Origin of the sequence: Candidatus Nitrospira nitrificans, assembly GCF_001458775.1 — a bacterium.
Classification (GTDB): Bacteria; Nitrospirota; Nitrospiria; order Nitrospirales; family Nitrospiraceae; genus Nitrospira_D; species Nitrospira_D nitrificans.
The window spans coordinates 124,818-137,721 of the sequence record NZ_CZPZ01000012.1 but is presented as its reverse complement, the minus strand read 5'-3'; the positions used below and the strand labels follow the sequence as shown (position 1 = coordinate 137,721).

The 12,904-nt window shown below is 57.4% G+C and carries 12 protein-coding genes; 4 read left to right on the top strand and 8 right to left on the bottom strand.

All coding sequences use genetic code 11. The features are described from left to right. Window positions 1–66 precede the first annotated feature (66 nt). From COMA2_RS08725 to COMA2_RS08715, 3 genes are all read right to left on the bottom strand, one after another. Window positions 67–657, bottom strand: coding sequence for a nuclear transport factor 2 family protein (locus COMA2_RS08725; protein WP_090896632.1), 591 nt, complete (start codon window positions 655–657; stop codon window positions 67–69). Window positions 658–1,013: 356 nt separating this feature from the next. Further along, window positions 1,014–1,295, bottom strand: coding sequence for a hypothetical protein (locus COMA2_RS08720; RefSeq protein WP_090896629.1), 282 nt, complete (start codon window positions 1,293–1,295; stop codon window positions 1,014–1,016). Window positions 1,296–1,401: 106 nt separating this feature from the next. Then, complete coding sequence (locus COMA2_RS08715; RefSeq protein WP_175304478.1) at window positions 1,402–2,238, bottom strand: CBS domain-containing protein; 837 nt, start codon at window positions 2,236–2,238, stop codon at window positions 1,402–1,404. Between the two features lie 583 nt (window positions 2,239–2,821). Between COMA2_RS08715 and COMA2_RS08710 the strand changes: the two genes are divergently transcribed. Together COMA2_RS08710 and COMA2_RS08705 are read left to right on the top strand one after the other, a co-directional pair. Then, complete coding sequence (locus COMA2_RS08710) at window positions 2,822–3,139, top strand: hypothetical protein (RefSeq protein WP_090896623.1); 318 nt, start codon at window positions 2,822–2,824, stop codon at window positions 3,137–3,139. Then, window positions 3,136–3,342 carry a hypothetical protein gene (locus tag COMA2_RS08705; protein ID WP_090896621.1) on the top strand — a complete coding sequence of 69 codons (207 nt, stop codon included), beginning with the start codon at window positions 3,136–3,138 and terminating at the stop codon, window positions 3,340–3,342. Before COMA2_RS08710 ends, COMA2_RS08705 begins: the two co-directional genes overlap by 4 nt. 389 nt (window positions 3,343–3,731) lie before the next feature. Here COMA2_RS08705 and COMA2_RS08695 read toward each other — a convergent pair whose 3' ends face one another. Further along, window positions 3,732–4,217, bottom strand: coding sequence for a macro domain-containing protein (locus COMA2_RS08695; RefSeq protein ID WP_090896616.1), 486 nt, complete (start codon window positions 4,215–4,217; stop codon window positions 3,732–3,734). A gap of 154 nt (window positions 4,218–4,371) precedes the next feature. On the opposite strand from COMA2_RS08695, the gene COMA2_RS08690 reads away from it, so the two are divergent. Next, the gene (locus tag COMA2_RS08690) at window positions 4,372–4,824 is read left to right on the top strand and encodes a GNAT family N-acetyltransferase (RefSeq protein WP_090896615.1); all 453 of its coding nucleotides are present in this window, start codon (window positions 4,372–4,374) and stop codon (window positions 4,822–4,824) included. A gap of 75 nt (window positions 4,825–4,899) precedes the next feature. Here COMA2_RS08690 and COMA2_RS20445 read toward each other — a convergent pair whose 3' ends face one another. The 3 genes from COMA2_RS20445 to COMA2_RS08675 all read right to left on the bottom strand — a co-directional run bounded on the left by COMA2_RS20445 (window position 4,900) and on the right by COMA2_RS08675 (window position 10,917). Continuing rightward, window positions 4,900–6,141: a formylglycine-generating enzyme family protein gene (locus COMA2_RS20445; RefSeq protein ID WP_217490679.1), complete on the bottom strand. Its 1,242-nt coding sequence runs from the start codon at window positions 6,139–6,141 to the stop codon at window positions 4,900–4,902. A 394-nt stretch (window positions 6,142–6,535) separates the two neighbouring features. After that, the gene (locus tag COMA2_RS08680) at window positions 6,536–9,667 is read right to left on the bottom strand and encodes an efflux RND transporter permease subunit (protein ID WP_090896612.1); all 3,132 of its coding nucleotides are present in this window, start codon (window positions 9,665–9,667) and stop codon (window positions 6,536–6,538) included. Further along, window positions 9,664–10,917, bottom strand: a complete 1,254-nt coding sequence (locus COMA2_RS08675; protein WP_175304477.1) for an efflux RND transporter periplasmic adaptor subunit — start codon at window positions 10,915–10,917, stop codon at window positions 9,664–9,666. The genes COMA2_RS08680 and COMA2_RS08675 overlap by 4 nt, the downstream gene beginning before the upstream one ends. Window positions 10,918–11,119: 202 nt before the next feature. Here COMA2_RS08675 and COMA2_RS08670 point away from each other — a divergent pair, with 202 nt between their 5' ends. After that, window positions 11,120–12,070 (top strand): glutathione S-transferase family protein, encoded by a 951-nt coding sequence (locus COMA2_RS08670; RefSeq protein ID WP_090896606.1) that lies wholly within the window; start codon window positions 11,120–11,122, stop codon window positions 12,068–12,070. A gap of 557 nt (window positions 12,071–12,627) precedes the next feature. Here COMA2_RS08670 and COMA2_RS08665 read toward each other — a convergent pair. Continuing rightward, window positions 12,628–12,891, bottom strand: a complete 264-nt coding sequence (locus COMA2_RS08665; RefSeq protein ID WP_090896603.1) for an adenine nucleotide alpha hydrolase family protein — start codon at window positions 12,889–12,891, stop codon at window positions 12,628–12,630. Window positions 12,892–12,904 lie beyond the last annotated feature (13 nt).

Below are 12,904 nucleotides of genomic sequence, written 5' to 3'. Positions count from 1 at the left end.
TTTGCTCTTCGCCGCCATGCCGACGATCATGGCTCGCCGCAGCCTGCTAAGTCTCGCCACGGATAATCAAAACAGCGGGTGATGGGGCGCGGATGAGAAGGGAGCGCCGGCCGGCACCTCTCCGGCATTGCCAAGAAACCGCCAGGCATCACCCTCTTTCACCAGATAGTGAACTTCACGAAACCAACTGTCGAGTGTCACGCGATTCCCTGTGCGCTCATCGGTGCCGTACAGTCCTCCCGTGCAGGTCACTTCCACGCGAACTTCATCATTCATCTGCGTGACCTTGATATCGGAAAACAAATGCAGGGATTCCACAGCCCGATAATGTTCGAACACCTCTCCCCATACCCGACGGACATCGCCCGCTTTCAATCCATGATAGTCGTAGGTCGAGGCATAAAACTGCATGAGCTCGTCCACGTCTTCTTTTCCCAGCGCCGCTTCCGCCCGCTCGAACGCCGCAAGCAGCCCTTTCACGACAGGATGGCGCAGGAGGCCGCTTTGTCCGGTGATCTTCTTTGCCTCCTTTCCCTCCACCAGCAACGTCGTCTCCGGCAAGACCTGTACCTTGGCCGACACCGCCTCCACTCCCAACAACGAGCATAAGACCAGACCAAGACCAATGTGCGCCTTCACTTTGCCATATCGCCACATCGACACACCTCCATCAACCAACGAAGCCCGTCGCCTGCCATGCGATAAGGCGGACCATGTTTGTCTGCCTGAGTGTCTTTCCGATTGATTTGAAGGCTTAGAAGTGAAACGGTTGAACATCACACCTCAGCATGGTGCAGTTCTCACCACGATCATTTCTCGGGCAAATTCTTCCGACAGGAAGGACTTTCCCACGGAGATCTTTCGCAAGTCGTAATAGGCCGCGATCTACACCGAGGTGAAACCGTCATCTTTTCATGACTGGGGCCAGTCGACGGAATCACAAGGATCGGCGGAATGAATGAAAGACGATTCCCAGGGACCGGTCGCTGACATTCATCGTTGTGATGGCTCATTCATTGCCCCCGCATCACGAACAAGGCGACACCGGCCGCAAGCACCAGAAATCCGACCATCCAACGGATAAATCTCTGTTTCGCCGTGACGAGGACCTGATCCATCTTCTTCTTGAGGGCCGGCTGGGAAGCGAGATACACCTCCACCTCTCCTTTGGCCTCGTTGAAACCGATATGCCGTTCCTGGCGGACGACCTTGATCGCCTCGATCAAATCCCCGCGCTGCAGCGCGTCAACCGCTGCTTTGGGAAAATCTGAAGCGCGACGCAGTTTGTTTGACATAGCAGGAAGATGCCCGAAAAGCTGGCTCGGTTGACAGTCGGCCGTTGACGCATGACGCTCCGCCTGAGCGGCGCCAGAACAAGCCGACAGATTGTTCAACAACCTGCTAGGTCTGACCGAGAAACCTGGGCCGATCCCGAACGGAGACCATTTTCACTAAGTCACGTACGGAGAGTACCCCGACGATCTTCCCGTTGTCCCTCACGGTCAGGTGACGCACCCCCTGTTCGGACATCACCGTGCTGGCATCGCGTATCGTGCGATTGACATCGATACTCAGCAGCGGTGAGCTCATCACGGCGCTGACGTGCGTGTTGCTTGCGTTCCGGTTGGACGCGAGCGCTTTCCAAACCAGATCGCGCTCGGTCACGATGCCGACTGTTTCACCGGCTTCGGTCGTCAGCAATGAACCGATCCGCTTTTCGCGCATCAGCTGGGCAGCCGCAACCAGAGACGCGTCACTAGGGATCGTCGCGGGCGCGGTCGCCATCAAGATGCTCAGCGGGCGGTACACCTTGTCAAGGTCGCAGATGGGGCCGCTCTCCACATCCACAAACGATCGCACGAGGTCCCGCACCGACAGGATCCCGACGATCTCACCGGCCTCGACCACGCAGAGGTGACGCACATGGTTGGTCTCCATCATATGGCTGGCATCCAACATTGAGCGGTCCCCTGGGATCGTCAAAATCGGGCTCACCATCACACCATCCACCATCGTGATCGTGGGGTCTGATCCCGTCGCGAGCACTTTCCGCACAAGATCCATCTCCGTCAGAATTCCCAACGGACCTCGGGTGGGATCATCCGATTCCACCAACAGACAACCGATCCGCTTGACCCCCATCCGCTCAGCCGCGGCCGCAACCGTCGTGTCTTGTGGAACCACTTCCAAGTAGCGATGCATGAAATCTTTAACGACTCCGCCTCCAAACTCGCTCATCTCAACTCCTGGTTCACTGGATAGATTGTGCGTTCGTTCACTCGTCCGAGACCATCTTTGTCCGGAATCCCCGGCGACCACTATACCCGATTCAGAGGAGGCACGCACACACACGATCGTGCCGCGAGGAGTAGAACCAGCCGATCGAATGCCAAGGCCTACGCTCTTGCTCATTGCTCGTTTCGCAAGAACACATGCAATTCATTGCCCGGCACGTTGTACACCGTTCTGATCCCATGCATCGTTTCGACTGAAGATCCGGCCGGTCGCCACCGGAACACATGTCTGGAGACTGTCTTTTTCTTTCCGCTCTCATTCCCAGGCATCTAACTAGGGTTATTCCTAGGATTATTATGAAGTACTAATCTCTTTAGCCTTCACCCCTCCACTAGCCGCGGCGACTCGCTATCCATGGGCCTTGTCATCCCCGACCTTACTCCATCGCGTAACTCATTATAATTACGTACGAAGCTACTGCGCGAGAGAACCATTACAACGGAGTTCTCGGCCTCGGTCCGCCATGGCATTCAACTTGCTGCCGTTATGAATAGGACATGATTGGATACCTAATAAGAGGTGAACCATGAACCATACATCCGACCCCATCACTGTTCGCATTGAGTGGTGTCGACGGCAATCCGCGCAGGCTCGCACGGAACCGGAAGTCGAGGGGTGGCGTGCCGAAGCAGATGGACTGCGAGATGCGCTGATGAACAGCAACCATACCGACACCTATCAACTGTGCCCTCCCGAGGTCCTGAGGCGGTACATGATGGGTTTCCAAGATGGGACAGCCTTGCTGCAAGCCGCGCGAGTGCAGCGTGTGCACGCCGCCGCTACCGGAACTCCGCAGCCTGATCCTCGGAGAGGAAAGGACATTCGACCGGGGGATGAACGATGAATTGCCTACGGTGCAACGGCCTTGCCGTCAGTGACGACAGCTTCGCGGTGCAGACCGGTTCGCCGGCTGATTTTCATGGTTGGCGCTGCGTCAATTGTGGAATGGTCATCGACGATGTGATCCGGGACAATCGGCGCGTCACGTCACAGACGAGGAGAGCCGCATATCCCGAGCGCCGGCGGTACGGCGGCCAAGCTGCGTGACGGGCATCACGCCGCCGGCCGATTCCGAAACCGCCCGCGGACCAAGAAAGAACGACCGGGGCCGAGTGTGGCCGTGCAAACGGTTTTGATGGCCTCAAGCCGCTTGTCCATGAGCAGCTTCCCGGCCCTGCATTCGGCGATACTCGGGATGCACGGCAAGACGGCCGAACTCTGCCCCGAGATCGGAATGGGGCCCCGAAAGTCGAACTTGCTGGAATGTGCCGGATAGTCTTCATCGGCCAGAAGCTTGGTTGACGAATCGGACATAGGTGCCCGGAATTCGCAGCGCAATCAGCCGGTCATGCAGGTCTCGCGGAACTTGTCGCATGTGGACGCTCTCCGTGCGCCGATTCACATTGACCAAGCCTCCTCAACTGGGCGACGAGACTTCATCCCTCCGTGGCCTGGACACCCGGCTGATAGGTTGCGTACACGTATATGGGAACGGACAAGTGGCCGAGATGCTTTTCAATCAACGGCTTGATCTCTTTCCAACCGAGCCCACCGACGCCTGTTGCCAAGCGGGGAAGCGCCACGCTCTTGATTTTCTCGCTCTCGATCAACTTCGCGAAGGCTTTGAGGCAGTGATTCACGTTCTCAATCGTGGCTTTCCCCGGTTTAGCCCCGTGGCTGGGAGCTGGTTCTTGCGTAAACAGACTCACAATGCGCACCCCGCCGACCCCCGCCCAGGCCCACAGTTCCCCGGTCTTCGGCGTAAACGTCTGGCAATAATGTCTGAAATCTTTGTACATGGCGGGCCATTGTTGCCGAAGGGACAACGCGAGGCCGTTCGCAAAGCCGTCATTCGGAGCCACACCGTGTGCCATTATTTCCGCCTTTGTCCGCAAGATATCGCCCGTGACTTCTTTCAGCATGGAATCTCCCTCGTGTCCTAGAGTTGGAAAAGCATGGTGATGGTACAGGCGATGCCTCTCATCGTCCTGTTCCGACGGCACATGGAATCCTTGCGAATTGCATCTTCTTCCTTTATGAAGATGAACTCATTTCTCCTCTTCCTGGAAACAGGTCATGGTTCACATCCGACCGGCAACCGAAGCTGATTTTTCCTCCCTTCTTCACGTACAACAGGCCGCGTTCGGTGAATATGCCGGCCTCTACACAGTCAGCGGGTGGACGACGGAAACCATCGAGAGCCTGCGAGAAGACGCCAGAGAGAAACATATTTTCGTGGCGGAAACGGGAGGCGCGATTGTCGGCTCCGTGCGCTTCTGGACCGTGGCCGGCGTCTGCGTGATCCGGCTCCTGTCGGTGAGTCCCGAATGTCAGCACCGAGGAGTGGGGAAAGCGCTGATCCGCGAGCTCGAAGGAGCGGCAACCGATGCCCACAAGTTCTACGCCTGTACCATGTTGCGCACGGCCAGAAATATTCAATTCTTTCTCAACCTCGGTTACAAGGCCGAAACGATTCTTCCCGATCATTATGACCATCTCGACTTGATCTGCTTCGCCAAATATCGTTGAGCCCTGTCTCGTGGAGCAAGGAAGCGCGCCGACATACCCACACGTCCTCGTCAGCCGGAGCCGCAGGCAAAAGGATCACGGTGTCTTCGCGCAACGGAACCCGTATCCGAAGAGCCGATTCGTGGGTTGCGCATCGAACCGGTGCGCGGACCGCAGAAACTCGGACACGTACAGCCAAGATCCGCCCCGCAACACTTTTCCCTCGCCTTTTGCCGGCCCGATGGGGTTCTTTTCAGGACTTTTCTTGTAATAATCCAGTTCATACCAATCGAACACCCATTCCCAGGCATTCCCGGCCATGTCATAGATCCCGTAGGGACTCTTCCCCGCTTCATACGACCCGACCGGAGCTAAGGCGAGGTGGTCATCCCACTCCTTTCTTCCGTAATTGGCATGGAGCCGGCTTGGAGCTTCATTCCCCCAGGGATAGATCCGTCCATCCGTTCCCCGCGCCGCTTTTTCCCACTCCGCCTCCGTCGGCAGACGCTTGCCGGCCCATTTGCAATAATTGACGGCATCCTCCCAATTCACATTGACGACCGGGCGTCGCTGATGTGGCGGTTGATTCATGGTGCTCCAGTCCGGAGGCTCCTCCATGTCGGTCGCCTCCAAGTACCTGGCATACTGCCCGACCGTCACTTCATATTTATCCATATAGAAGGCATTGAGATAGATCTGGCGAACGGGTTTCTCATCGTCTCCGAGCTGGCTTCCCCGCATAAACTTCCCCGCCGGCACGAGGACCATCTGCGAATCGAGCGCCTCGGTCTCCCCCGCGCCTCCTGCCGATCCGGCGGACGTCATATATTTCAAGGCGGCAGATCGTGATCGTGGCAGTTTCGCCTGCAACCGTTGATAGAGTGTCTGTTGCTCATTGTTGAGGCCAAGCTCCTCGGCGCTGCGCAGCGCCTCCTCCGCCTGCTTCGTTTTTCCACCGGCGATCAGCCCCTTCCCCTCGTTCAGGAGACGCCAGACCGTCGTTTCCTCCCGTAACCGCCACACCTTCGCTTTCGTCTTGGGCAAATAGGATTTCGTCCCGGATTTGGCATCCAGATCCAGTGCGCTCTCGTAATGTTGCTCCGCGCAGGCCCAGGATTCTAGGGCTCGGCAAGCCTCGGCCAGATTGAAATGGGCCTGGATATTGGACGGATCTTTTAGAATGCCGGCCTCCAGCGCCGCCCGCGCCTCCGCATACTGCTTGTTCTTCAACAGGTTTTCCCCTTTGGACAATTCCTGTTCCCCGTTGGCTGCATGCACAACAGCCCCAGGAACGATGAAGAGGCACAACAAGGTCATTCCCGCCAACACATATCTCATAAGAAGCCCCCCTCCCGGTTCTGGCTGATCGCTCTGTGGATTCGGCTCACGTGCCGACAAAACCAGGCGAACTTACCAACAAACACTTACAAGTTTAGTGCCTAACGTTACACTCTGGCCTAACGACCAATACACGCGCCTATTCAGTTTACTCATTCCTCATTTCCTACCCGACGACTGGAATGGATGGGAAGAGAGGCTGTACTCTCGCATGCCCAGGCTTCACTCGTCGGTGATGACAGCCAACGACGGCATGGCGCCCCTCGGTACGGCTTCTTTTTTCCTCCTTTGCGCGGGCGGCAGAGGGCGATCCCTCACCGCCCGCATTGAGGGAGCGCATTCTGATGTGAGGCCTCAGCGCGCGCAGGGATGGCCCCTGTTGCCCATCCTTCTCTCATACCCATTCCGGCGCCTCCTCTTTCCTCACCTCTCGTCCCGCAAACGTACTATAGAGCGCGGGCAGTACCACCAGCGTCAGCGCCGTGGATGTGAAGAGTCCGCCGATGACGACACTGGCGAGCGGCCTCTGAACCTCCGCCCCGATTCCTTGCGCCAGTGCCAGCGGAAGGAGACCGAACAAGGTGGTCATCATCGTCATGACCACCGGGCGGAGTCGTCGACTACAACCGGTCAGAATCGCGTCCTCGACCTGTTGTCCCTCGTTGCGCAGCTGGTTGATATAGGAGACCAGCACGATCCCATTCCCCACGGCCAGTCCGAACAGCTCGATAAAACCGATAGAGGCCGGCACGCTCAGATACTGCCCGCTCAGCCATAGCGACACGACGCCTCCGATCAACGCGAACGGCAGGTTGATGATGATCAAGGTTGCGTATCGCAGAGAATGAAAGGCCCAGAACAGAAGGAAGAACACGAGGCCCAGCGTGATCGGCACGACGATCATCAATCGCGCATTGGCCCGTTCCATGTTTTCGAACGCCCCGCCCCACACGATGGTATAGCCCTCCGGTAAACGGAGCTGGGCCGCAAGCTTCGCGCGTCCTTCGTCCACGACCCCACCGATGTCCCGGCCGACGACGTTGAAACCGATATAGATGCGGCGCTTCGCATGCTCTCGACTGATACGAGCCGGGCCTTCACGCATTTCAATCGTGGCCAAGTCGCTCATGGGAATGAGGGCGCCGGAAGGAGACTTCACGCGGATTTCTCCTATGGCGGCGACGCTGTTCCGGTATGGTTCTGAAAATCTCAGGATGAGCTGAAACCGTCGTTCGCCTTCATAGACCTGCGTCGCCGTCTTGCCGCCGACGGCGGTGGCGACAATCTCCTGCACGTCGGCCACATTGATGCCGAAACGGGCGATCTTCTGCCGATCGATGTCGATAACGAGGTAGGGCTGCCCGGCGACCTGTTCGACTTTGATATCTTTGACACCGTTGATGTGTTGCATCAGGACCGCGATGTCCTGAGCCTTGTCGCGGAGCACATCGAGATCGTCTCCGAACAACTTGACGGCGCATTCGGTCCTGATGCCTGAGATCAACTCGTCCACTCGTTCCTGGATCGGCTGACTCATGAGGACGGAGATGCCAGGAATTTCCGCCAGCTTCCGGCGGATCGCCTCGGTCATTCCCGATTGAGTCTTCGCCGTCTTCCAGGTACTCCGGTCGTGCAGTGAGACAATCGGATCACTCTCATAGAGGTCTTCCGGATGGTAGGGAATTTCCGCCCGGCCGATCCTGCTCACGGCCATCTTCACCTCGGGAAACTCCAGCATGGCCTTGTGAGCCTGCTTCTCCAACTCGATGGACTCAGGGAGCGACACACTCGGCAGCTTCACGACTTGGGGAGTCAGGGACCCTTCCTCAAGGAGCGGAATGAATTCCCGCCCGACGAACGGAATGAGCGCAAGGCTGCACAACACGATCACGATCGAACTCGTCAGGATGAGGCCGCGATGCCTGAGCGTCCATTGCAACACCGGCAAATAGCCTTGTTTCATCCAGAACGTCACGCGCGTCTCTTCAAGATGGCCTCCGCGCAAGAGAAGAGACACAAGCACGGGCGACAGGGTCAGCGTCACCACGACCGAGGCCAAGAGCGCAATCACCAGCGTGTAGGCCAGCGGCGCGAACATCTTGCCTTCCATTCCTTGCAGGGTCATGAGCGGCAGGAAGACGACGCTGATGATCAGAATACCGAACAGGATTGGTCGGCCGACTTCCTTCGTGGCATGGAGAATGACGCTGAACCTGCGTTCCTGAGACAGGCCGCCGTGTTGGGCCAGATGCCGATAGGCGTTTTCCACGAGGACCAGGGACCCGTCGGCGATCTCGCCGATGGCGATCGCCAACCCACCCAGTGTCATCAAGTTGGCCGAGAGCCCGAACCACTCCATCACGATAAAGGTGACGAGCGGAGTGACGATCAACGTCACCGTGACAATAACGGCGCTGCGGACATGGCCCAAGAAGAACAAGAAGACGAAGACCACCAGCACGATCCCTTCGATCAACGCATCCCGCACTGTATGAATGGCCGCGGTGACGAGTTCGATGCGATCGTAAAAAGGGATCAGCTTTGTGCCTTCCGGAAGAATATTATTCCGCCGCAAATCCGCTATCTTCGTCTTGACCGCCTCAACCACCTGACGAGCATTGCCTCCGCGAAGCATGAGCACTGTTCCTATCACGACTTCCCGTTCCCCATTGAGGACCACCGCACCATGGCGAACGGCGTGGCCGATGCCGACTTCGGCGACATCCCGGACGAATACCGGCGTGCCACCGACCTCTTTCACAATGATGGATTCGATATCCCCCACGGTCCTGATCAGTCCAAGCCCTCGAACGATCGCGCGTTCGGCATGCCGCTCCAGCACGTTGCCTCCGACATTGGCGTTGTTCTTCACCACCGCCTCGTAGATTTGGCGCAGCGTCAGGTCGAACTTGCGCAGCTTGGCCGGATCGACCAAGACCTGATACTGCTTCACGAATCCGCCCATGCCGTTGACATCGATCACTCCCGGCACGCTCTTGAGCAGGGGACGCAGGACCCACTCCTGCATGGTGCGCTGATCCGTCAACTCGGCCTCGACCATCTTCGCGTCGGTCGCTGTCGCATGAGGCCCTTCAAGATAATAATGAAAGACTTCGCCCAGCCCCGTTGTGACGGGAGCCATCACTGATTCGAGCCCCTCCGGTAACCGATCTTTCGCCGCCATGATTCGCTCGAGGACCAATTGACGGGCAAAGTACATATCCACGTCGTCGTTGAACACGACTGTGATTTGGGAGAGCGCAAATTTTGAAAGAGACCGGATTTCCGCCAATCCGGGCAACCCTGTCATCTGAAGTTCGAGCGGATAGGTGATGAACCGCTCGACTTCGACCGGCGACAGCCCCGCCGCTTCGCTCAGTATCTGTACTTGGATGTTCGTCACGTCGGGGTAGGCATCGATCGGAATCGACTCAAAGGCAATCACGCCGACGACGGACAGCAGACAGGCCAGACCCAGGACCAGTATTCGCTGACGCAGCGAGAATTCCAGAAGCGAGACGATCATAACGAGGGCTCGATCTTGTGCCGTTCCATTTCTGACTTGAGGGCAAAGGAGCCTTTCGTCACAACCTGCTCGCCGGCCTTCACCCCCTCCAAGACTCTGATCACGTCTCCCTCTTCGTTCCCCAACTTGATCGGCCGCGGCTCGAACACACCGGGCTCCCGTTGAACGAACACCATCGGGCCGGCGGGCCCATCCTGGACAGCCGCGAGCGGAACGCTCAGCACGTCAGGGCTTGAGGTTGCCGACACGCTGATGATGGCGAACATTTCTGGTTTCAAGAGACGATCCGGGTTCGGCACGGTGACCCGGAGGCTCATGGCGCGGGTTGCGGGATCAAGCACGTCTCCGACATAGGTGATGGCCCCGCTGAAGATCGCATGGGGATAGGCCGCCACGACCACGGTGACCTTCTGGTCCTTGAGGATGAACCGCACGTCTTTCTCCGGCACATTGCCGATCACCCACACATCCGTGAGATCGGCCACGGTAAAGAGCGTCTGTTCTGTTTCGACGACTTCTCCCCGTGTGATGTTGCGCGTGATCACTCGCCCATCGAACGGCGCGCGTAGAGGCATGTCGGCCTTGATGGTCAATTCCCGTTCAAGCCTCTCGATCTCCTCCGGCGGCACACCGAGCAGTTCGAGTCGGTTCTTTGCTTCCCGCAGTTCGGCGCGCGCCGTCTTCATGGCGGCCTCGCGTCGTTGCAATTCAGCGAGACTGACGGCCTTGTTTTCGTACAGATCCTGGGCGCGGAGATGCGCTCGCTCCGCTTCATGGAGCCTTGCCCCGGCCTTGAGATAGTCTCCTTCCGAGACGCCCAGGTCCACACTGTGGAGCATCGCCAAGAGAGCGCCCTTTTTCACGTCCTGCCCGACATCGACGTGGACTTTCACAACCCGGCCACGGATCAGAGTAGTGACCTCAGCCGATTCATTTTGGTTCGCCTGGACAGTCGCGGGAAACTCACGATGTGAAAGAAGCTGCCCCTGCGCTACGGATATCAGTTCCAGCCGCATTCGAGACAACTCTTGCGGCGTCAGGCGCAACAACCCCGTTCGGGCGGAAGGCAAGTCGGGTTTGACGGTGGAGGTCTCTGACGGTTTATTTTCGCACGCGATGCCCGCCGCTAGAATCACGCAAACCGCCAGGCCATGCATGACTCGAGCACGGCATTTGAGCATGCGCTGATTCAGGCAGGTATGAGCCACAAATCTCATCTCCTTGATCCGCTCTTCGCCATCGGATGTCATCCACCTGTCCCCGACTGTAAGTTTCTCGCACGGCGCATGCCTCCCGAATATGCTGTATTTCCCATGCATCGCCGTATATTCGTGGCCTTTTGCTACTGTGATCGCTTGAGGCTGTCGCGAAATGCGACAGCCATGCAGAGCGACTCTCCCCTGCACAGTGGTTGCGGATATGAGATACTGGTGTATAAGGGAGTGCCGCTGTATGGAAGTTCGAGCCCAATTTCCAAACGAACAATCGCCGGCCGGTGAGTTCGTGCGCCAGCCGGACGTGTTCCGAAGGTGGGTGACAGCCGACGGTAGTTCGGGCTATCCCGCCGCGGCCGGACGCTACCATCTCTACGTGTCATGGGCCTGCCCCTGGGCCCACCGCACGATCATTGTGCGTAAGCTCAAGAAGCTGGAGCCTGTGATCGGCATGACCGTCGTGGATCCCATTCGTGACGAGCGAGGATGGGCATTTCGAGAAGGGGCAGGGCATTCCCTAGATTCCATCAATGGATTTCAGTTTCTCCGAGACGCTTACAAAGCGACGGACCCGAACTATATCGGACGTATTACAGTGCCTGTGCTGTGGGACTCCGTCACCAGACGTATCGTCACCAACTCCGATGACGATCTGATGAGAATTTTCAACGGTGAGTTCAATCGATTCACCGAAAGCCCGATTGATTTGTATCCGGATGGCCTCCGGCAAGAAATCGATGAGCTCAACACGTTCATCTACGAGAATGTGAACGATGGAGTCTATCGCGCGGGGTTTGCCACATCCCAACACAGCTATGAACGAGCGGCACGGCGATTATTTACCGCGCTGGATCAACTCGATGCGCGCTTGGCAACCCACCGTTACTTATTCGGACCGGAGTTCGTGGAAACCGACTGGCGGCTTTTTGTCACATTGGTTCGGTTCGATGCCGTGTATCACGGCCATTTCAAATGCAATCTTCGGCGAATCGTCGACTACCCGAACCTGTTCGGGTATCTGAAAGATCTCTACCAAACCGATGGCATCGCCGAAACCGTCAATGTCGACCACATCAAACGCCACTACTACATCACGCATGACGACATCAACCCGACCCGCATTGTCCCGATCGGCCCCGACCAAGACTTGTCGGCGCCCCATGGACGTGGCCGCCTGATCGCTTTTTAGCCCCTTCAGCCAAGCCATTGCAGACATTCGATTGTTGTTCCATCTCGTTGATCTGTCCAGTTGACTGGACAGCCTTGATGACATTTTCCCCAGCTCGCTGAATAGGTTTGGCATATAGCGCGTTGTAGACACCTCTTTTCAGGAGTTTATGGACTGCTGTCCTCGATCCATCCAAGCACAAGAGTTGCTCCTTGCAAATGCAAGGGTTTTGTAATCTTTCTCAACCGAAAGGAGCGGTTATGGATATGTTGTGGATGTTCGTGGGGGTGATGGCTGCGCTTCTCGTTGGTGGTCTTGTGGTGTACAAGAAAGGCGCATAGTTCGCCGGCCCAGCATTGGGATTCCTCCTGGAGGAAGGCCTCATCTTTCTGAGAAGTACTCTTGCACGTTAGATGATTAGGTTTGCTGGAGAGAGACATTTCTCAGGGCAAGGGCCCTTTCGTTTCGTCGAACCCCTTCCGATGAATGCCATCGCTCGTCTCTCTCAGAGGCGAGCGATGGTTCTGTTTCCGTGTGAGCGATGACCATCAGATTCGGCTGTTCACGACTCACCACTTTCATAATCTCCTCAGCGGCCGGCCCCACACAGGAAACTGTCTGACGCGATACCCGACTTTTTCAAGCTTGGCCGCCTCCTGCGCGAGCCATTGTTCCCCCGCCTCCTTCGCCATCGCATAGCGCGAAGACGGCATCATATGGACCAGCAGAATCAGGAGCGGCTTGGCATCAGGCTCGGCCGTGAATTGTTTGGTCATGAACTGGAGCGCTTTCTTGGATGACGGAGAGCCGTCTTCTACGGATGCTCGGCGGGCGTAGCCCATGGTCTCCGTCCAC